Here is a 20476-nt window from a genome sequence, read left to right on the forward strand (position 1 = left end):
AAAAAGCCCGGGCAATGCCCGGGCTTTTGGATCAGGCCGCAGCCTGAGAGTCAGCAGCATACTGCTTGCGCAGTTCTTCGATCTTCTCGAAGTAGCCGTTGTACTCCGGAGAGTTGGAGTGAGCGTAGTTGAAGTTCTTCATCAGGCCGGTCAGACGCATGAAGTAATCACGTGCCTGTTCCTTGCCGGAGAAGTTGTATTGCTGACGAATCAGTCCAACCACCATGCCGAAGGATGCTCTCTGGCGATCAACCGGGCAAGCGCAGTCAACCTCATCAAATGCGTCCTGCTGCAGGTAAACCATGTCCAGGAACAGGGCTTTCTGGTATTCAACATAGTCTTTCAGAGTCACACCTTCTTCACCGGTTACCTGCATCATCTGGTTGATGCTGTCACCGCGTACGGTCAGATCCTGCATCTCCTTGACCATAACCAGCCATTCCGGAGTCAGGTTTTCGTCATACCAGCCACGCAGCTGCTCCAGGTAGCGGGACCAGGAAATCAGTGGGTCAACAGCGGGGAAGAAACGCTTGTAGGCGCGGTCGTAGGACAGACCCAGGAAGCACTTCACGGTAGACAGTGTGGACTGGGTTACCGGCTCTTCAAAGTTACCACCGGCCGGAGATACGGTACCGATCATGGTCAGGGAGCCGGTTTCACCGTCTTCGTTGCGGACAACACCGGAGCGTTCGTACAGACCTTTGATGGAGGAGTCGATGTAAGCCGGGAAGCCTTCTTCACCCGGAATTTCTTCCAGACGGTTAGAGGTTTCACGCATCGCCTGCGCCCAGCGGGAAGTGGAATCCGCCAGCAGCATAACGTTGTAACCCATCTGGCGGTAGTACTCACCCAGAGTCAGACCGGTGTAGATGGAAGCCTCACGCGCCGCAACCGGCATGGAGGAGGTGTTACAGATGATAGTGGTACGATCCATCAGGGAACCGGAGCTGGTCGGGTCGGACAGGTGCGGGAATTCAGTAATGGTTTCCACAACCTCACCGGCACGCTCACCACAGGCAATGTTGATTACGATGTCGATCGCGGCGTACTTCGCCAGCTGGTGCATCATAACGGTCTTGCCGGCACCGAAAGGTCCGGGGATACAACCGGTACCACCACGAGCGATCGGGAAGAAGGTATCAACCAGACGCTGCTGGGTAATCAGCGGTTCATTCGGGAACAGACGCTCGGTCTTGCCACCTTTCTGGGACAGGGTGCCAGAGATGGACTGACGAACCGGCCAGCGCTGAATCATGTTCAGCTCTTTTTCCACGCCCTGTTCGTCGCGTACACGGGCAACAATGGTATCAACAGAGAAGTTACCTTCCTGAATCCACTCAACAGTTACAGTACCGGTCGTATTGAAAGGCACCATGACTTTATGGGTGAAACGGCCTTCCTGTACGGTACCGATGGTCTCACCGGCACGCAGCTTGTCACCGGTGCGGGCAGTTGCAACGAAGGACCAGGTTTTGCTGCGATCCAGGGCGTCGAACTGGACACCACGCTTGAGGAAGGTGCCGTGCTTCTGGGCCAGACGCTCCAGCGGGTTCTGCAGACCGTCGTAGATCTGGCTCAGGATACCCGGGCCGAGTTCAACAGACAGCATTTCGCCGGTCTGAACGATTTCATCGCCAACCGCTACGCCACGGGTGTCTTCGAAAACCTGAATGTCTGCAGTGTCGCCGCGTACACGCAGGACTTCAGACATCAGCATCTCGTCTTCATCCTCGCTCTGCTTGCGGCTCGGCTTGACGTATACGACTTCGTTCTTCACCAGGCGAGTAGAGTTCTTGCCCAGATCCATGGATTGAATGGTGAGGATGTCACCGTTGACTGCCACGACGCGCGCGGAAGCCTGTTGTTCGATGTTGCTCATGTCTACCTCAAAGTTGCAAACCCCAGGCTTCAGTTGTTCAGGTGGTGAAAACCCCGGATCAGACCGGATGTTCAGTTTTCACTTTTAGCGCTATCGATGCGCAAGGCCTGAAGCCTGTTGCCTGCAAATTGCCTCGGCTGTTATACCTGCGGCAGTTGATCTCTGAATTCGCCCAGGCTGATATCAACCAGCTGACGGAACCGGGATTCGGCCTTGTTTTCGTCGTAGGATGTCCAGCGGGATACCAGGTTCCAGCGCAGCACGTAAATTACGACAGCTTCAAAATCGAAACGGTGTCTGGTGGACAAGTGTTCCAGTTGTTTCCAGACCGCTTCCAGCAGCGTTTTTTCCAGCGTGACATGGTCACGGGTACGCAGGCACTCGTTGACTGTCGGAATCCAGGGAAAGGCACCAGCCAGACCCAGAGTCGGGGCGTTCCAGTGACTCCGAATGTACTCGTAACGGCTGCCATAGCTCCATTTGGGCTGTGTCGGTGCAGCCTCACCCTGATGGCGACGGCGCAGAGCGGAAACCACCGTGCGCATGTCCAGTCGCCAGTCAACCAGATCACGCAGTGTCTGACTGGGGATTTGCTGGCGCAGTTTCTCGGCCAGACGGATCAGACGTTCTTCGTCAACGTCGTTGTCCAGGTGATCCCAGTGCAGCAGATTTTCAATGTTTACCAGCGTGTCCCGATCCGCCTGAGGCAGCATGGAAAGACGACGATCCAGCTGGAAGCGGGAAATCGGCGTAATCCGGCTGTTAAACAGCGAATCAATATGGGGCAGTGATGTCAGCAGGGTGTAATAGGCAGTATCTGCCATATCTGACTCCCGTTATGACCCGGCGCTGTAACCTGATCAGACCCGTAATAACGGGGCTTATCATAGTTGGCAGCGCCGGTGGCGACAGCGGGTCTCATCATAAAACCCGCTGCCACCCGGATGGGTGTTAACGTATCAACCAGATCAGTTGATAACGCCTTCCAGCAGCACCTTGAAGCGAGGCTGCAGGTGCTTCAGCACCATTGCGCTTACAGAGTGCTCGTCCAGAACGACTTCAACGTTCTTGTCACGCAGGCGGAAGCAAACACCGAACTGCTGCTTGTCACCGACTTCAAAGCAGGTGCCTTCCAGCAGTTTGTCTTTGGCGTGACCCAGGGCCATTTGCATCAGCTTGCCGGCCTTGGCTTCTTCCGGGTTTTCACGCAGATCTTCAACACCGATAACTTTCTGAGGCAGAATGATATCGACGTTTTTCTCACCCTTCAGGCTGCTACGGGAAGCCACTTCCAGGATGATTTTTTCAAGCAGATCTTCCTTCTGGAATTCACCGGCAATGCTGTTTTGCAGCTGCTCGACGAAATCTTTCTGCAGGAAGTCTTTCAGTTCCAGTACTGCGTTGCGGCCAGCCATGTGCAGTGCTTCTTCACCGGATTTAACGGTGAATTCAGCATCTTTCTTGGCCTGGGCAACCAGTGCTTCAGCTTCTTTCTTCGCATTGGCGAGGATTTCAGCGGCTTCATTGCGGGCATCAGTCAGCATGCGATCCGCTTCTTCACGGCCAGAGGCAACGCCCTGGGTGCGAAGCTTTTCGATCAGCTCCTGAACACCGACTGAAATCTGTTCGTTGGCTACGGTCATCGAACTTTCTCCTTCTAGCTCCTTGATCAGGCGCTCAGCCTTTAGGCACTAATGTTAGCGCCCATAACCAGGGCAAATACGAAAGCGAATACCGCAAAACCTTCTACGATCGCAGCCGGTGCGATGGACAGACCGAATACTTCAGGCTTGTTCTTGGAAGCATTGATCGCAGCGGCAACAGCCTGACCCTGGTAAACAGCAGAGTACATCAGGGCAATACCGGTCAGCAGACCAATACCGAACAGGCCAGGAGCACTGTTGGTGGTCATGTTGATACCAGCCAGGGTAAACATGATTACGATACCGTAGATAACCTGGGAAGAAGGCATCGCGGACAGACCAACGAACTTGCCGTAACCGGACTCAACGTCCAGCATGGCGCCACACGCTGCCTGACCGGCAACGGAACAACCGATTGCAGAACCAACAGCACCCAGTGCTACCGGTGCAAAAACGCCCAACCAACCCAGTGCGATGATGAAGTCTTCCATTGATTTAATCCTCTTGTTTACTAAAAGCAGTGAACGGGTAGCCCTCGTCGGACAGGCCCCATTTAACAAATTCGATGACGTTGAGACGCATGCCGTGAACCACGCCGCTCATGATACAAAGTGCAAAGTTGAGCAGGTGACCCAGGAGCAGGATGATTCCGGCAAACAGCACACCGGTAACCGGGCTGCTGTGCAGAACGTCCATTGCCAGCGAGTTGAAAGTCATGGCCAGGGATGCACCGGAAAGACCCAGCGCAAACAGACGCATGTAACTGAGTACATCGCCAAAAATACCGGTTACGTTGTAGATGGCATTAAGGCCATCAAGAACCCGCATAACGACATCCTTGGCAGATTTGACAGGACGGGTGCTGGTGAACAGGAAAATCAGCACGCCACCGACAATCATCAGCCCGGGGCCGATCTGGTCGAGGAAAGCTGCTCCCAGAGCACCCATGTAACCCAGCCACATCAACAGGCCACCGCCAGCCAGTACGGCCCAGCCCAGGGGGGCAAGAGCATAGCTGCGATCACGGTTGATCCAGGCGGTCATGATGTTGGCAATCATCAAATGACCGACACCGATGACGATGGATAATTTCATCATGGCGCCATAATCGTTCAGGTTAATGAACGCGATTTTGCCCAGCAGGCCGCCTTCACCCGGCGAAGCACCGAAGTAACTGCCGATGAAGACACCCCAAATGATGCCGAGGGCTGCCATAAAGTAGCCCAGGTTCATCAGGCGGGAACCGGCTTCACTCTGCTTCAGTTTGCCACGGCACATGAAGATGATGCCGCCCAGTATGGCACTGTACATGGCATCGCTCATGATCATGGCGAAGAACAGAGAGAATGAGTAGAACACCAGGTTGCCCGGGTCCCACGCACGGTAGCTTGGCATCTGGAAAAAGCCCATGGCGTCAGCGCCACCACCGGTACTGTCGGATTTCTCCAGCAGGGTCGGAGGGGTGTCATCTTCAGCCGGGTCTTCCAGTGTCATTGCGGCAGGCATCGGTTCGATAAAGGCACGTACCCGTGCTTCTTCATCAACCGGTACCCAGCCGGAAATCAGGAAGAACTGATCGTCATCCAGTGCAATACGCTGAGCGTCGTCCAGCGCCTTGCGGTCTTCGCGACGGGCAATGGCCTGATCCAGTACATATGTCCAGCGGGTCAGTGCTTCACGTTCGCCCTGGATGTCTTCCAGTTCGACCTCGGTTTCTTCCAGCATCCGTTCCAGCGTGGACAGGGGATGCTCGCCGACGTGAGAACGCTTGACCGGAAGAATATCGACTGCCGGTTCTTCACGGGACAACAACACCACGTAGATGTTCTTCTGATCCCGGTGAATAACTTGGCTTGGCAGTTCCAGTTCTTCCAGTGCGCTGGCGTCCTGATAAGGCAGAACATAAAACCACAGTCGCATACCGTCCATCTGTTCCAGGGGAACAAAGTTGATTTCACCCCAGGGGCGAACGGACTGAATACGGGTGGTCAGGTCATCACGGTGATCACTGGTATCACGGTGACGGGTTTTGTTGTCCTGCACCAGGCGAACAATTTCATCGGCATCCGCCGCATCTTTGCGATGGATTTCACGACGCTTGACCGGACAGCTGTTGAGCCAGCCCAGTGCCTCTTTGGCAGCCTGGGGCTCGGTCAGCTGACCTTCCATGCTTGTCTGTGTGTCGGTCAGCGGTATCAGGTGCACGCACCCGGTTTCCTGCAGGCCACTGAGAATGGTTTCTTTCTCGCTGGCGAGCCCGTAGACCGTGATTTTCTTAAGCTTCTTGATACTCATGAGGCTTATCCAACAATCTTGGTCTTGGAAATTTTCGCATTCACAACACCGGCGCGGTCCTGGTCGGACATGAAGATTTTGATCTTCGCAATGTTCTTCTGGGTCTGGGGAATCAGAACCTTGGAGAACAGATTGACACGCTGGGATGTGGTACGGGTCGCTTTGCTGATCTCCTGATGGCGCAGTTTGCGCACTTGGAGCTCAACATGAAGTTCAGCCATCTCGCGCAGCTTTTCGACCAGATAATCCACCCAGTGGGGTTTGGTCAGGAAACTGTAGGGGGTGACTTCCACTTCCACTTTTTCCACCACGGGAACAGCCGTACCGACGATGTTCTGTTCGCTCAGCACGACATTGGTGACACGCACCAGGTCGTCTACAGCGATATCTTCAGAGGCCAGCATCGGTAACTGCTGGCCGACATCGAACTGAATCTGCTGAATCCGGGTCTGCGCTTCCTCAAGAGCTGCTTCCGCCTTCTTCCGTTCTGCCATCAATTGCTGGCGTTTCATTTCCAGCGCTGGCAGGTAGCGGTTAAACGTCTTGAGGTTGCGCTTCTCCTTGTTCAGGGAGCTTTTGTTAAGCGCAATCTTGGCCATGGAATCAGGCCTCCGCTGCTACTTCTGCTGATACCTGTTCACGTTCCGGCCAGTACTTGTCGATCAGGCTCTGCTTCATCAGGGTTTCTTCAGGCGTGAAGCAGCTGGCCATGGTCTCCCAGGACAGGTCGAGGGCTTCTTCCAGCGTCATGTTAGCGTCGAGGCTCATGAAGCGCTCACGGAACAGATCGCCGAACTTGATGGTCTTGAGGTCGTAGTTAGACAGCTCAAACGCCATCGCCTGCTTCTGCTTCGCGTTCACAGAGTCGGAGTAGAAGCGGATCATGGTGTTCATGATCTGGCTGTGGTCGTCACGGGTCTCTTTACCCATAACCATCTGCTTCAGACGGGACAGGGAACCAAACGGATCCAGTACGCCGCCGTGCAGGTAGAACTGACCTTCGGTGATGTAACCGGTGTTATCCGGAACCGGGTGAGTTACGTCGTTACCCGGCATGGTGGTTACCGCCAGGATAGTTACGGAGCCGGCACCCTTGTAGTCGGCAGCCTTTTCGTAACGCTTGGCCAGCTGGGAGTACAGATCACCCATGTAGCCACGGTTAGCCGGGATCTTGTCCATCGCTACACCGATTTCCTTCATCGCGTCAGCGTAGGAAGTCATGTCGGTCAGCAGTACCAGAACCTTCTTGCCTTCTTTGGTGGCGAAGTTTTCGGCCACAGCCAGAGCCATATCCGGCACCATCAGACGTTCTACAGTCGGGTCGGAAGCCTGGTTGGAGAACATGACAGTACGGGAAGATACGCCGGCTTCCTCGAACTTGCTCTTGAAGAAGTGGTAATCGTCAAAGATCAGACCCATGCCACCGAACACTACCACGTCGGCTTCAGCCTGAATCGCGATACGGGCCAGGAACTGGTTGTAGGGCTCACCGGATACGGAAAAAATCGGAATCTTCTGGGATTCAACCAGCGTGTTGAATACGTCGATCATCGGTACGTTGGTACGTACCATGCGAGATGCCAGTACACGCTGAACCGGGTTAACGGATGGGCCGTCGATCTCGATACGCGGATCCTGTTCCAGAGCCGGGCCGTTATCGATCGGGGTACCTGCACCGTTGAAGATACGACCCAGAATGTTCGGGCTGTAGGTCGCTTTCATCGGCTCGCTCAGGAAGCAGACCGCAGCACCGGTGGACAGACCCTTACAGCCGGCAAAGACCTGCAGTGCAACAGTCTCGCGATCCAGCTTGATGATCTGTGCCAGGGAGTAGGGTTGGCCGTCCTGCTCGATCAGTGCGAGGTCGCCGTTGAGGGCACGGGCGTTTTCCTCGGTAAGGTTGGGAACATGAACGGTGATGATATCCCCGACAATGCTCAGTATGTTGGTATAACGTAACAGACTTTGTGACATTTCTGCTTTCCTGCTGACAGGGCTATATGTCGTTGGAGCGGTACAACCGCCATTAATTGCCGCAACAAGACAGCCTGAGCACAGCGTGAACATCCGGTGGGTGACAAGGCATCCATAGGATGGCGACGGCGTAGGTGCCATGTAGCCAATGGCCTGTCTGAACTCGTCGGATAATCCTGTTGAGTCAGATATGCCGGCTACCAGCCCGGCGCTCGGGCTGGTATGCGCCAATGAAAGATGCTGCGGGAAACCCCAAAATCCTTGCAGCATCAGAGCGTGCAGATGAATTCTTCCAGGGGTTATCCAACCTGAAGCACAGTTTTCCGCTGTTTGCTTTTGATCAAAACTGATCGGAATGCAAACAAGCCGCTCTCCTGATTCTGCAAATAAAAGCATCGCACTGTGAAAACACAGAGCCAGACACTTGAGGGCGCAGAAAAAAAGGAGGGCCTGCCGGGTGTATCCTGTGGCTCGCCATGCCTGAAGTGAAGCTGTCAGGGTGGTGAGCGTTTCAGGTCTGTAATCTGGCTGGTTCAAAATAGCATAGCGCCCTGCCTATCCGGATGATGTGGATCATCGAGATACCGCAGGACGGCTGCTGACATCAAACCTGCCTGTGGGTACTATTGCTTCATCTAACTGCGGTAGTTGCAGTCAAAAAGAGCAGCCCCTGCAAGTTGCCCCTGTCTGTACGACAGGAACTAGTAATAGATCACGTTGTCCGGTACGTCCATTTTGATGTGAGTACCTGACTGACCCAGCATAATTTCGGCCGCTTTCTCCAACGAACCGATAGCCCCGAATTTACCACCCGATCTTACGAAATGACATACGGACTCCACCTTAGGCCCCATGCTGCCGTCCGCAAAGCCGAAGCGGTTCATTTCGGCAGGTGTTATCTCCTTGATCTGTTTTGAATCCGGTTGTCCGTACTTGGTGTGGACACTGTCTACATCGGTAAGTAGCAATAATGCGTCGGCATGAATACCTTCCGCCAATACTCGTGAAGCCCGGTCTTTATCAACCACAGCTTCTACCCCGTGCAACAGGCCTTCACTGTCACGGCGAACAGGTATGCCACCGCCACCGCCGCAGATAACGGTAATGTCACCACTGGATATGATGTGTTTCAGGGAGGGCAGCTCCAGAATCTCCTGAGGCTCGGGAGAAGGAACCACTCGTCGGAAGTAGTTGCCGTCTGCCTTGATGTTCCAACCCGGATTGGCCTCTGCCATCAGCTGGGCTTCTTCGTAGGTATAAACGGGACCGACAAACTTGGTGGGATCTTCAAAGGCCGGGTCATCAGGGTCAACAATCGTCTGGGTGGATATCGTACAGATTTTGCGGCCCGGTAGTCGGTTACGTAATTCCTGTTCGAACATAAAGCCGATCATGCCCTGGGTTTGAGCACCGAGAACATCCAGCGGATAAGGGCTGACTTCTTCATAGGCTTCGTTCATCAGGGAAAGCAGACCGACTTGGGGACCGTTGCCGTGGGTCAGAACAACCTGATGATCTTTTGCGACCTCGGCAATGGACTTTGCCGCGGCACGAATGTTTTCTCGTTGAATATGAGCTTCAAGCGGTTGGCCTCGTTGCAGAATGGCGTTACCGCCGAGTGCAATCACTACCAGCATAGTATGTCTCCTGACTGGACAGAGAAGGAGGATGGACCTGACTCAGGAATAACCTAAAAGGACAACTATGTCGAAATCATAAAGTAATAAGTGTAGTAAAAGTGCGTCTGAATCTGGTTGAGCAGCTATGTTTGCTTGGTGTACACAAGTTTTGTTTTACAAGGTGAGCAACATACTCAGGGTGGATAGGTTGCTATGAAGCTGGTTGTGAACAGTTCTGGTCAAAAAAACCAGAAGTTGTGTGACAGCCGAATGACACTCAAGCACTCGACGGGAATCATGCTTCTGTGCGTATCTCGATTTTATGTAAAGACCAGACAGTTTTGGGTTGTTGCTGGATACTTGTTTTGGCGTTGCTGCTTGCTCGCTGTGGTCACTGCCGCATCATTGAAGATAAGGATCTTGCTGTTGCTGAAACCCTGAATCGGGAATGGCATATTAATCAGGAGCCTGTTCTGCGGGCTTTGATCCGTGATTTTTCTCGCTGGGAATTTGGTATCGATATTCTTACCGGCCAGCCTGTGCGGGAGGTGCATTTACGCTCCGAAATTCGCAACAAGCTCATTCAACTGGCTGACCTGAGCATGTTTTCCGAGGTCAAAGAAATAAAGCTGCCCGTTTGGTCATTGAACAGTTTCCCTCCAGCGGAAATGGATTCCATATTTTGTGGTTACTGGGGCTCAAAAGGATTTTCGAAACTCGAAGATTCTTTGTGTATAGGGCTTAATTTATCTGCAAGTGCAGCGAAAGGTCTGGGAGGTATACCGTGCTGTGACTTGGGACGAATACCTGAGGCAGTTCAGTTTATTCTCGTATATAACAGGGCTGAAAACGAACGAAAGCTCAAGGGGTGTCAGCAAGTCATCCAGGGAAGTGAAGTTGCCCTGCTTGAAAGAAACAGAAAAAGGAGAAACAGGTCCTGGGTATTACATCAATCTCAGGAACAGCTCGTAGAAGTTCAAACGAACCCTCAGGTCAGAATAGACTGGCAGTGCTGTCCTGCCAGTGATCTGCAATTGGTTGCAACGCCCGGAGAGTATCATCTACCACTGCGTATGCTGGAATATCTCGCAAAAAAGAAGCGAATATCTTTTTGTGATGGAATGGTGGAACTGAAAGAATTTTTGATGCATCCCGAAAAAGACAGGCCTTTAAAATATTCTGTGATTTTCAGGGATGATTATGGAATGCACTGTCTGATGTTAAGGGTTTGCCAGGATACTGTAAAAAATGTCGTGTATTGTCTTGTTGGTGACAGTTTGGGTAGTGGAAACAAATTAACCCAGCAGATAATGCCTGAAATTGAAAGAACTCTACGAATCGGCTATCCCGAAGAAAGTATTCATGTCTGGTACCCCAAATATTTATTGCAGGAAGATTTCACTTCATGCCATATGTTTATGCTGAGCTTCCTTGCCGCAGCTGACAGGGGAGAGCTTGATGCTCTGATGACATACTATAAAGATAATTTCGAAAGTATGCCGGGTATTAGTTACGAATATCCTACCTGGCTGCTCCCTCCGGAGGTTCAAAAACAAATTCAGGGGTATTCACCGGACTACTTTCTTTTTGACTCAGATGATACAGATGAGCAGGAAGAGTTTGAGCAGGAGAGAGTTCAGTATGCTCGCTTCCTTGTGTCAGACACTGCACAGCAGTATGGCTTTGAGATGCCAAAGCCTGAACTGATTTATCTGGCTTGTCTACAAGGTTATGAACAAGTGATAAAGGCTTTCAATATTGAACCTATGGTGTTGCGTTATTCATATCTACTCACTTTTATTGCTTTAGTCAGATCTGGCGAGATTGATTTAGATTCTTTTGACGCTGTTGAAGTAGAAAGAAAACTGAAGCGCAGGTCAATAAGTTCTGATGTGACAGACAATAGTCAGAGAGCCAAAAAAATCTGTTTAGTCAGGCCTGATATTGAGTCTGTCCCGGATACTGAAAAATCAGAAGAGCATAGTTATCCTTTTGTTACAGTACAGCCTGAAAGCCGAATTGATGTTCAGTTTTCAAGAACAGATTCGCTTACTGATAGCGGGGTGTACACGGATGATGACAGCCAGCAGTTAATCAGTAGTCAATCGGCGTCATCAGTTTCAACTACAGTTGAATTGATGATGTCTGATGAAGAAGATTCTCCTGATGATGGTGCCGTGAGAATGCATCATGCTGCATTGGAACGCGCTCGTCGACACACGGGCAAGGGATACCTCGATGGACTCAAGGAAGTGATACCGGGCTGTACGCCTCGTACATCTAAAGCTGATACTCTCCAGATGGCATTAACTTGTCTTTGTTCTATGCCTGTCCCTGATGGTGGTAAAAGTATAGATTTTCGCGATTTTGATAGCTCAAAGGTAATTATTAAAGGACAAAAGTCTGAGCACAATATTATTGAAATCAAGCGTCGTGCAAAAAACACACACTATCGTAATGAATTACAGAAGGTACTGACATATAAATTCAAAACTGAAGTTAAAGTAGAATGGAAGATTATTCTGAAAGCAACAGAAGAGATAGGAGGGTATTACGCACAACAGGATAGGAGTGCTGCTGTACTGGAAATCCCTGGATCAGAACCTGTAGAAAGTATGCAGTAACGCTCTTACATTGAGGAAGTCCCTTGGCCTCTTGCTTTTTAATAGAGGGAGCTCGAAGCCAAGGTATAGTCAGGTATATTGTCAGTGGGCTGAAATTAATCGCCCAGAGTGGCGACCATTACTGCTTTGATCGTATGCAGGCGATTTTCAGCTTCATCAAAGACAATAGAATGATCTGACTCAAAAACATCCTCAGTCACCTCAAGGCCTGCCATTCCATATTGTGCGGCAACCTCTTTACCGACAACCGTTTCATCATTGTGGAAGGCGGGGAGACAGTGCAGGAATTTCACATGCGGATTGCCCGTCTTTTTGATCACATCCATATTGACCTGATAAGGCTTCATCAAACTAACCCGCTCATCCCAGGCCTCTTTTGGCTCACCCATCGATACCCATACATCGGTATAAAGGAAGTCGCAATCTTTAACGGCTTCATCGACATTTTCTGATAACAGAATTTTGCCGCCGGTCTGCTCTGCAATTTCACGACACTGTGTAACCAACGACTCTTCCGGGAAAAACGCCTTTGGTGCTGCAATCCTGAAGTCGACACCCATCTTGGCACAACCTACCATCAGGGAATTGCCCATATTGTTACGGCCGTCGCCGAGATAACAGAACTTCATCTGATGCAGCTGTTTGCCTCGTCCGTGTTCGATCATGGTCAGAAAGTCAGCCAGAATCTGGGTCGGGTGCCAGTCATCGGTCAGGCCATTCCATACAGGAATACCGGAATATTTAGCCAGATCTTCGACATGCTCCTGTACCGAGCCCCGGAATTCGATGCCGTCATACATTCTGCCAAGCACTCGGGCAGTATCTTTTACACTTTCCTTGTGGCCCATCTGAGAGCCGCCTCCAATAAAGGTGACATTAGCCCCTTGGTCAAAGCAGGCAACTTCAAAGGCACAGCGGGTACGGGTCGAGGTTTTTTCAAAAATCAGCACAACGTTTTTGCCTTTAAGCCGCTGTTGCTCACAGCCTGCGTATTTGGCGCGTTTCAGGTCTCTGGAAAGATCCAGCAGGTACTGGATTTCCTTGGAGGTGAAGTCAAGAAGCTTGAGAAAACTGCGGTTACGTAGATTAAAAGCCATCGTAATATGCTCTTTATCATTGAACAGAACGTATAGTCATCAATCCGGAAGCGAGTAATGACTATCGCAGTGTGGTGCTGGTGCCGAAATGCTGTGCGGTCCGAATGTGAGGCTAGACCCGCCTAGATGCCTTCCCGTTCCAGCGGGCAGCTCATACAGCGGGCACCACCCCGACCCCGGCCAAGGTCTTCACCGGGAATAGGTAATACGGTAATACCGGCCTGCTCCATATTCTTTATAGTGTAGGCGTTACGCTCATAGGTGATGACGACGCCAGGTCTTATCGCCAGTACATTATTGGCGTCATTCCATTGCTCCCGCTCGGCTTCGAAGATATCACCGCCGGTGGGAATCATCCGTAATTCATCGACATCCAGAGCCCGGGCAACGGATTTAATAAAGCTGTCCTTCATTTTGGTAAACACTACTTCACCTTCAGTCGCGCCCGGAGTGAGTTCCCAGCAGGCAATATCATCCCGCATGATATCGGGATAAAAGGTGAAGCAGTCGTAGTCCATCTGGGTAAACACAGTATCAAGGTGCATGCAGCTGCGGGCCTTGGGGAGTTGCAAGGCAATAATCTTGCTTGCCTGACCGGTTTTAAACAGCCCTCTTGCCAGATGCTCAACACCCTGTGGTGTCGTTCGTTCGGACATGCCGATCAGAACCGCACCTTTACCTATGACCAGCACATCTCCGCCTTCGATAGTGGAGTGGTCAAAGTCCCGGTCATCATCACCAAAATAAGTATTAAATTCCTCACCGCGGAACATCGGATGAAATTTGTAGATGGCTCTGAGATGAACTGTTTCCCTTTTGCGGGCCGGTTTGGCCATCGGGTTGACGGATACCCCTCCATAGACCCAGCAGGATGTATCCCGGGTAAACAGATGGTTTGGAATGGGGTCCAGAATAAAGTCAGTGCTTTCCATAACGCCCAGGGCCATACTGCTGCTTTCCGAGCCCAGTTCATCAACCGTTAATCCCCCCACCAGATGCAGGGAAAGGTCCCGGTCACTCATGCTTTCGTAGTAACTTCGAACCTCTTTGGCAAGCTCATGTCCGTAACGATAGGGTGAAACCTGACGATCAAGTACCCAGGCTTTTGCCTCCGGGTCGGCGAGGGTTTCTGCCAGCAGTTGCTTTAAAAGGAAGACTTCAACACCGTTATCCTGCAGCACTTTCTGAAACGCATCATGTTCCTGCCCAGCCTGTTCGACCCGGAGTACATCATCAAACAGCAGGTCTTCACAGTTGGATGGAGTCAAACGGCGGAGAGAGAGCTCAGGCCGATGTAGCAACACTTTTTTGAGCTGGCCCACTTCAGATCCGACATAAAATCGGGACATGAGCATACTCCTTTGGTCAGATGAAATAACGCTCGCCCCGAAAATATAGCAATAAACCGATTTTTCAGGTGGCTGCATGTTGGCTGTTCAGTGAACAGCTCTTGGCTCTGGCTGTGCTGGTAATCGGGAAGGGATGGTCTATAAGTTAACGAACTGTATTCAGACCAATGCACTTCATCTTTGGCCTTTCGGGATTGTTTCCGAACGCTATTGCTAGTTTTCGCGATGGTTAGTTGTAAATAGTCACTTTCGTGTGTTCCTTACCGGTTGTTTGTCGTGTGTCTTTACGCCGGTTTGTCCGGTATGAGCGATTGAACACTGGCTGTTGAAAGGCTCAGCTCTCACGGAGTCCTGCATCACTACCGCTGGTCGGGCGGTTTTATAGGGCAAGGGTTATCAGGTTATGAAAGGTATGAAGTTTCCATCAGCTTACACCATCCTGATGTTGCTGATCGTTTTCGTGGCGTTATTGACCTGGGTTGTTCCTGCAGGGGTTTATCAGACACAGTTAAGCGAAGAATTGGGGCGGGATACTCCGATTCCCGGGACTTATGAAGAGGTTGAGCCAACCCCGCAAGGCATTGAAGAGATTGTACTGGCTCCGATCAGTGGCTTTTTTGATCCGGATAGCTATGAAGCCAGGGCAATCGATGTCGCTCTATTCGTACTTTTTATTGGTGGGTTTCTGGGAGTGGTGACTAAAACCGGTGCGATTGATGCCGGTATCAATCAGGCGACTGCAGCCCTAGAAGGACGGGAAAAATGGCTGATTCCGATACTGATGTTCCTCTTCTCTCTGGGGGGCACTATTTATGGAATGGCGGAGGAAACGCTGGCGTTTTATCCACTGATGATCCCGGTGATTATCGGTGCCGGATATGATGCGATGACGGCTGTTGCCATCATTATGCTGGGAGCAGGGATCGGTACTCTGGGCTCTACTGTTAACCCGTTTGCTACGGTCATTGCTTCTGATGCCGCAGGTGTTCCGTTCACCGATGGCATTGATATGCGACTAATGATTTATATTGTCGGGCTGTTGATCTGTGTCGGTTATGTGATGCGTTACGCCGAAAAGGTACACCGAAACCCGGCACTGTCTCTGGTTGCCGAACAGAAGGAAGATAATGAAAAGCATTTTCTGCAGGGAAGGGATGAAGGCAGCATGCCGGAACTCACCGGTGCCAGAAAACTGATTCTGGTCGTGTTCCTGCTGGCCTTTGTCATTATGGTTTACGGGGTTTCTGTACGGGGCTGGTGGATGGCTGAAATGTCAGCACTGTTTCTGGTGGCCTCGATTGTGACCGGCCTGCTGGGAAAAATGAGTGAAGAGGAGCTGACATCAAATTTTGTGGATGGTGCCAGAGATCTGCTGGGGGTAGCGCTGGTCGTTGGTCTGGCCCGTGGCATTGTGGTGATAATGGATAACGGTCAGATTACCAATACCATACTGTATTGGTCTGAACAGGCGTTGAATGATGTTTCATCTGTAATGTTCATTAATCTGATGTTTATCATCCAACTGATACTCTCTTTCTTTGTCCCTTCCAGCTCAGGCCTGGCGGTACTTACCATGCCGATTATGGCGCCTTTGGCAGACTTTTCCGGTGTCGCCCGTGATCTCGTCGTCACTGCCTACCAGTCTGCAAGCGGTTTGCTCAACCTGGTAACACCCACTTCTGCGGTGATCATGGGCGGGCTGGCGATAGGTCGAATATCGTTTGACCGCTGGGTGGTATTTGTCTGGCCTCTGTTGCTGGTACTTTTTGTTCTACTGCTGATATGTTTCAGTGTGGCAGCTTTGTTTTAAGTATTCCTTTGAGAGTGCTGCCCAAGAAACAAAAAGGCCGGGATACTCACCGGCCTTTTTGCTTCCTGTTTGTTTTCCCTGTGTGGTGCTCAGCTGGTTCCACTGCGGGAGACCCAGGGAGTGGTGCGGTCAGATAAAATTTCTCCCGTGCGAGCATCCATAATCATCTGGCGTCGTTGCTTGCGCCCATCGGTGAAGAACAGAATACGAACCAGTCTGCCATCCTTCTGGCGCAGGTAGTGCCGACCAAGAATGGAGTTCGGGTGTTGTGCTTCAACAGCTTTTATGAGATCCCTGATAGGCTTCAGTTCAGCTTTTTTGGGCTGGCTGTAAACATGGTCACTCAGGACGGCTGAGGTAATGGAATTTACCTCCATAACCCGTCGCTCACTACCTTCACGATAATCGACAACCGTTACCAGCCCTTTGTCATATTCCTCGATATGAGCACTGATAATCTCGATGCCGGGTTTTCTCAGCCTGACCTTGTGCAGAATCTCGTCAAGGCGTTGACTGGCGGTTTCCCTGCCTGATGCAAAAGCGTGGTCATCCAGGATTTCATTATTATTGATATCAAATGTCATCATGCGGTGCTGATGATCAATCTGGTATTCAATTAATGCCACTGAGGTTTTTGTATCATCCACCTGATCAATATCGATACCGTTTATTTCAATACCCGGCTTTTTTTCTTCTATCGCTTTGAGCATCTGCTGCAGCCGATCGGTCCTCAGAAAACCGGGCTGGCGCTGAACCTGAGCAGTTGGTTGGGGTGCTTTCACTGACCCTGACTCTGCCTCACCAAAAGCAGGGGAGCAGAGAACGGACAACAGTACGCAGCAACCTGTCAATATCGGTGGTCTGTACTTTTTGATCATGAACTGCCTCCTGCGACAGGAAAGCTGCAATGAAAATGAAATGGGAACCGGATGTGCTACAAATGAAATAACCCCGGTACAGCCAATCATTGACTGCTCCGGAGATGTCAGCACGCTTTATCCTTGCTCAGGATAATAGCTCAGGCTGAATCAGGCTTCAGACAGGATAAATCTAGTTCTGATTGTAGGGTTTGCAAGGCCCGCTTGGTGCGGGCTCTGCAATGAGTGGTTTTATGGCAGACAGGCTCTCAGGGAGTCAGCATTTCAGCCTGAGGCTGATGGCGCTGTTGCCATTTCATCCAAAGATAAATAGGAATGCCGGCCAGCAACAACAGAAAGCCCCAGTATACAATTTCAGGGCCGGAGCCGGCGAGTGCCCAGACGGAGTAGATAAAGGCCAGAGCAGCGATAACAATATCACTGGTCTTAAGCTGACTATCAGTTTGGGTACCGCGAATTTTTAGCAGCACATAAGCTACGGTTGCCATGGTGTAGGGTAACAGTGTCGTCATAACTGCGAGGTTGATAACAAAGTTGAACAGCTCAACCAGACCGCGACTGAAGTTGGCCGCCAGTAGCAGGCTGATCATGATGGCATTGATAATGATACCGGCTGCAGGTGTACCTTTTTTGTTCAGGCGACTGAAGCATGCCGGGAACAGTCCATGGCGAGCTGCTGCCATGGGAACCTGTGCACTCATCAGGGTCCAGCCGTTCAGTGCACCAAGGCAGGAGATAATGGCACCGATACTGACGGCATAGCCACCCCACTGTCCCCACATACGAATGGCGGCGTCTGCGAAAGGTGCAGTTGAGCCAGCCAGTTCTGCCGGTGGAATCAGACCCATTAGCGATATGGTGGCAATGATATAGAGCAGCGCAGCAAACAGTGTTCCCAATATGGTTGAGCGGGGAATAGTGCGTTGCGGATCTTTAACATTTTCTGCCGGTACCGTTGCGGATTCCAGCCCCAGAAATGCCCAGAGAGTGAGTGCTGCCGAAGATGTCAGGGCGCCAAAGTTACTTTGCTCGCTCAGGTTTACCGGAGAGAAATTTTCCGGTGCCATAAAAAACAGCCCGCCAACGGTAATAGCCAGCAACGGCAAAAGCTTGAGCACCGTTGTAACCAGCTGCAGGGTGCCCACATTCTTGACGCCTCGAATATTCAGCCAGGATAAAATCCAGACGGCACTTTGTGCAACGACCATTCCGATGATGGGGTTGTTGCTGACAATAGGGAAAAAGGTGCCCAGATAACCCGTCATGGCAACCACAATTGCAGCATTACCCGTCCACAGGCCGATCCAGTAACCCCAGGCAATAAGGTACCCCATAAACTCGCCCAGCCCCTGGCGGCAATAGGCATAAGGTCCGCCGGCACTGGGCAGCATCTGGCTCAGGCGGGAAAAAATAAGCGCCAGCAACAGTGCACCGGCTCCGGTAAATAACCAGCCACCAATACTGATTGGGCCAAGAGCTGCGAGAGATGAAGGGAGAAGGAAAATACCGGAACCGATCATGTTTCCGATAACAAGCGAAGTACACATCCAGATTCCCAGCTGGCGTTTACCTGAAGCGGTATTGCTGGTGGATGAAGTGCCTGCGGTAGCCGAAACGGGCGGGGTGTTCATACAGGGGCTCAGTCAAATTGTATAAGCCCGGCATCATATCCAAGCAGCAGAATATGCCGTATCAGGTAAAGTGCGGCTTGACACTGATAGCTAAAACCAGAGATTGGCGAAGCTGCCTGAATAGACTGGCTTTGCGGAGATAAGCAAATTACGAATTAAAAAATGTCAGACGAATAAATAACGCACTGTATTGCTATAAATATTCGCGCTTCGAGACAAAACTGTATGGGGATTTAATGTAATCAGGGCTGTTAGGCCCTGATTTTTCTAAAAAGAAGACTTCAGGATGCTGAGAACGCAGCTTTCACTTCCTGCGCAATAATATCCAGCCCCTGTTCCACGGTTTTCTGGTCGCGGGAATAGGTAACACGCAGGCACTCATGCTGATGTGCCCATTGTGAATCATCAATGCCCGGGAAGAAATGATGTCCTGAGACGACAACTACTCCACGCTGCTTCAGCCGCTCATATAATTCCTGGCTGCTGATTGGCAAACCTTCAAACCATAACCACAGGAACATTGCACCTTCCGGTTTGTGTACCCGGTAAGGTGTGTCCCCCATGATTTTTTCAAAATAGGTAACCGCGGCTTCTGCTTTCTGTTGGTAGAAGGGCTTTATCTGATTGTTACACAGGCTGTCGATGCGGTCGTCACGAATCAGTTCCAGTGTCATCAGACCGCCCAGTGTGCCAGGCGCAAGACAGGTAATCGCATTGATACCACTCATGGCCGCGATAACTTCTTCCCTGGCGACAGTGATTCCGGTACGGGTTGCAGGCAGTCCCAGTTTGGACAGACTCATATTCAGAATAATATTTTCGTCCCAGACCGGAGTCGCCTCAGTGAAAATCAGGTTAGGGAAGGGCAGGCCGTAAGCGTTGTCCAGCAACAAAGGAATATCATGCTTGTAGGCCTGGGCTCGCAGCTTTTCCAGTTCCTTGTCAGTAATTACGTTGCCAGTTGGATTGGTCGGGCGGGAGACGCAAATAGCACCGGTGGTATCGTGAATTTGAAAACCGTGGAAATCTACATGATATTTGAACTGGTTATGCGGCAGTAATTCGATTTCGGGTTTGGCGGCGCTGAAGAAATCATGACTCAGACCGGCATCGGCATAGCCAATATATTCCGGCGCCATGGGCAGCTGAATACGACGGACAGAGCCATCGGCATATTCACCGCCAAACATATTGAACAGCATAAAGAATGCTGACTGACTGCCGTTGGTCAGGGCAATATTTCGCTCAGTCAGATTCCAGTTGAAATGGCGGTTGAGGTAGGCGGCCAGTTCCCGAACAAACTCTTTCTCGCCCTGAGGTGGATCGTAAGTACCAACCAGTCGAGTAAACAAAGCCTGATCGTCAACAATCCGTTTAAGTTCCTGCTGATAAATAGCATCTACTTCCGGAATATGGGCTGGATTGCCACCGCCCATCATAATCTTGTCACCTTCTGCCAGCGCATTGCCCAGATCATCCATCAGCGACAAAATGCCGGAACGAGAAGTGAACTTTTCACCAAATCTGGACAGCTTCATAAATTCCTCAGAAGAGTGATTGTATCAACTGCATTATGATTATTTGTGGGCTGAAAGCCTGTAAGCAGTCAATGTAAACCAAAGATGTGGGGAAAGTTTATCGGATACGGGGGGGAGAAGTACAATTTTGATTATAAGG

The 20476-nt window shown here is 51.0% G+C and carries 15 protein-coding genes; 2 read left to right on the top strand and 13 right to left on the bottom strand.

Annotated features, from left to right (window positions below):
* Window positions 1-31 precede the first annotated feature (31 nt).
* The 8 genes from ACYZZ0_RS20245 to arcC all read right to left on the bottom strand — a co-directional run bounded on the left by ACYZZ0_RS20245 (window position 32) and on the right by arcC (window position 9428).
* On the bottom strand, window positions 32-1879 hold the full coding sequence (locus tag ACYZZ0_RS20245) for a V-type ATP synthase subunit A (RefSeq protein WP_461538478.1): 1848 nt from the start codon (window positions 1877-1879) through the stop codon (window positions 32-34).
* Window positions 1880-2019: 140 nt separating this feature from the next.
* A complete protein-coding gene (locus tag ACYZZ0_RS20250) occupies window positions 2020-2703 on the bottom strand; it encodes a DUF2764 family protein (protein ID WP_461538479.1) in 684 nt (227 codons plus the stop codon).
* A 144-nt stretch (window positions 2704-2847) separates the two neighbouring features.
* A complete protein-coding gene (locus tag ACYZZ0_RS20255) occupies window positions 2848-3522 on the bottom strand; it encodes a hypothetical protein (RefSeq protein ID WP_461538480.1) in 675 nt (224 codons plus the stop codon).
* A 41-nt stretch (window positions 3523-3563) separates the two neighbouring features.
* A complete protein-coding gene (locus ACYZZ0_RS20260) occupies window positions 3564-4013 on the bottom strand; it encodes an ATP synthase subunit C (protein WP_461538481.1) in 450 nt (149 codons plus the stop codon).
* 4 nt (window positions 4014-4017) lie between these two features.
* Window positions 4018-5817: a V-type ATP synthase subunit I gene (locus ACYZZ0_RS20265; RefSeq protein WP_461538482.1), complete on the bottom strand. Its 1800-nt coding sequence runs from the start codon at window positions 5815-5817 to the stop codon at window positions 4018-4020.
* Window positions 5818-5822: 5 nt separating this feature from the next.
* Window positions 5823-6416: a V-type ATP synthase subunit D gene (locus tag ACYZZ0_RS20270; protein WP_461538483.1), complete on the bottom strand. Its 594-nt coding sequence runs from the start codon at window positions 6414-6416 to the stop codon at window positions 5823-5825.
* Between the two features lie 4 nt (window positions 6417-6420).
* Window positions 6421-8061, bottom strand: a complete 1641-nt coding sequence (locus tag ACYZZ0_RS20275) for a V-type ATP synthase subunit B (protein WP_461538484.1) — start codon at window positions 8059-8061, stop codon at window positions 6421-6423.
* Window positions 8062-8492: 431 nt separating this feature from the next.
* Window positions 8493-9428 (bottom strand): carbamate kinase, encoded by a 936-nt coding sequence (gene arcC, locus ACYZZ0_RS20280; protein WP_461538485.1) that lies wholly within the window; start codon window positions 9426-9428, stop codon window positions 8493-8495.
* A gap of 347 nt (window positions 9429-9775) precedes the next feature.
* On the opposite strand from arcC, the gene ACYZZ0_RS20285 reads away from it, so the two are divergent.
* The gene (locus tag ACYZZ0_RS20285) at window positions 9776-12034 is read left to right on the top strand and encodes a helix-loop-helix domain-containing protein (protein ID WP_461538486.1); all 2259 of its coding nucleotides are present in this window, start codon (window positions 9776-9778) and stop codon (window positions 12032-12034) included.
* A gap of 95 nt (window positions 12035-12129) precedes the next feature.
* Here ACYZZ0_RS20285 and argF read toward each other — a convergent pair whose 3' ends face one another.
* The gene (argF, locus tag ACYZZ0_RS20290; RefSeq protein ID WP_461538487.1) at window positions 12130-13131 is read right to left on the bottom strand and encodes an ornithine carbamoyltransferase; all 1002 of its coding nucleotides are present in this window, start codon (window positions 13129-13131) and stop codon (window positions 12130-12132) included.
* Between the two features lie 122 nt (window positions 13132-13253).
* Window positions 13254-14480, bottom strand: a complete 1227-nt coding sequence (gene arcA, locus ACYZZ0_RS20295) for an arginine deiminase (protein ID WP_461538488.1) — start codon at window positions 14478-14480, stop codon at window positions 13254-13256.
* 412 nt (window positions 14481-14892) lie between these two features.
* Between arcA and ACYZZ0_RS20300 the strand changes: the two genes are divergently transcribed.
* Window positions 14893-16290, top strand: coding sequence for a YfcC family protein (locus tag ACYZZ0_RS20300; protein WP_461538489.1), 1398 nt, complete (start codon window positions 14893-14895; stop codon window positions 16288-16290).
* A gap of 89 nt (window positions 16291-16379) precedes the next feature.
* On the opposite strand, the gene ACYZZ0_RS20305 is transcribed toward ACYZZ0_RS20300, so the two are convergent.
* The 3 genes from ACYZZ0_RS20305 to ACYZZ0_RS20315 form a co-directional block, all read right to left on the bottom strand.
* A complete protein-coding gene (locus ACYZZ0_RS20305; RefSeq protein WP_461538490.1) occupies window positions 16380-17168 on the bottom strand; it encodes a hypothetical protein in 789 nt (262 codons plus the stop codon).
* Between the two features lie 248 nt (window positions 17169-17416).
* Window positions 17417-18799, bottom strand: a complete 1383-nt coding sequence (locus tag ACYZZ0_RS20310; RefSeq protein ID WP_461538491.1) for an amino acid permease — start codon at window positions 18797-18799, stop codon at window positions 17417-17419.
* 281 nt (window positions 18800-19080) lie between these two features.
* Window positions 19081-20337 carry a valine--pyruvate transaminase gene (locus ACYZZ0_RS20315; RefSeq protein ID WP_461538492.1) on the bottom strand — a complete coding sequence of 419 codons (1257 nt, stop codon included), beginning with the start codon at window positions 20335-20337 and terminating at the stop codon, window positions 19081-19083.
* Between the last annotated feature and the right edge of the window lie 139 nt (window positions 20338-20476).

It is taken from the genome of Spongorhabdus nitratireducens (assembly GCA_947387575.1).
Taxonomy (GTDB): Bacteria; Pseudomonadota; Gammaproteobacteria; order Pseudomonadales; family Endozoicomonadaceae; genus CANDOC01.

What these genes read in the sequence shown, in the direction of transcription:
- ACYZZ0_RS20245 (WP_461538478.1), bottom strand. Translation starts at nt 1,879, where the DNA reads ATGAGCAACATCGAACAACAGGCTTCCGCGCGCGTCGTGGCAGTCAAC.
- ACYZZ0_RS20250 (WP_461538479.1), bottom strand. Translation starts at nt 2,703, where the DNA reads ATGGCAGATACTGCCTATTACACCCTGCTGACATCACTGCCCCATATT.
- ACYZZ0_RS20255 (WP_461538480.1), bottom strand. Translation starts at nt 3,522, where the DNA reads ATGACCGTAGCCAACGAACAGATTTCAGTCGGTGTTCAGGAGCTGATC.
- ACYZZ0_RS20260 (WP_461538481.1), bottom strand. Translation starts at nt 4,013, where the DNA reads ATGGAAGACTTCATCATCGCACTGGGTTGGTTGGGCGTTTTTGCACCG.
- ACYZZ0_RS20265 (WP_461538482.1), bottom strand. Translation starts at nt 5,817, where the DNA reads ATGAGTATCAAGAAGCTTAAGAAAATCACGGTCTACGGGCTCGCCAGC.
- ACYZZ0_RS20270 (WP_461538483.1), bottom strand. Translation starts at nt 6,416, where the DNA reads ATGGCCAAGATTGCGCTTAACAAAAGCTCCCTGAACAAGGAGAAGCGC.
- ACYZZ0_RS20275 (WP_461538484.1), bottom strand. Translation starts at nt 8,061, where the DNA reads ATGCTGCAAGGATTTTGGGGTTTCCCGCAGCATCTTTCATTGGCGCAT.
- arcC (WP_461538485.1), bottom strand. Translation starts at nt 9,428, where the DNA reads ATGCTGGTAGTGATTGCACTCGGCGGTAACGCCATTCTGCAACGAGGC.
- argF (WP_461538487.1), bottom strand. Translation starts at nt 13,131, where the DNA reads ATGGCTTTTAATCTACGTAACCGCAGTTTTCTCAAGCTTCTTGACTTC.
- arcA (WP_461538488.1), bottom strand. Translation starts at nt 14,480, where the DNA reads ATGTCCCGATTTTATGTCGGATCTGAAGTGGGCCAGCTCAAAAAAGTG.
- ACYZZ0_RS20300 (WP_461538489.1), top strand. Translation starts at nt 14,893, where the DNA reads ATGAAGTTTCCATCAGCTTACACCATCCTGATGTTGCTGATCGTTTTC.
- ACYZZ0_RS20305 (WP_461538490.1), bottom strand. Translation starts at nt 17,168, where the DNA reads ATGATCAAAAAGTACAGACCACCGATATTGACAGGTTGCTGCGTACTG.
- ACYZZ0_RS20310 (WP_461538491.1), bottom strand. Translation starts at nt 18,799, where the DNA reads ATGAACACCCCGCCCGTTTCGGCTACCGCAGGCACTTCATCCACCAGC.
- ACYZZ0_RS20315 (WP_461538492.1), bottom strand. Translation starts at nt 20,337, where the DNA reads ATGAAGCTGTCCAGATTTGGTGAAAAGTTCACTTCTCGTTCCGGCATT.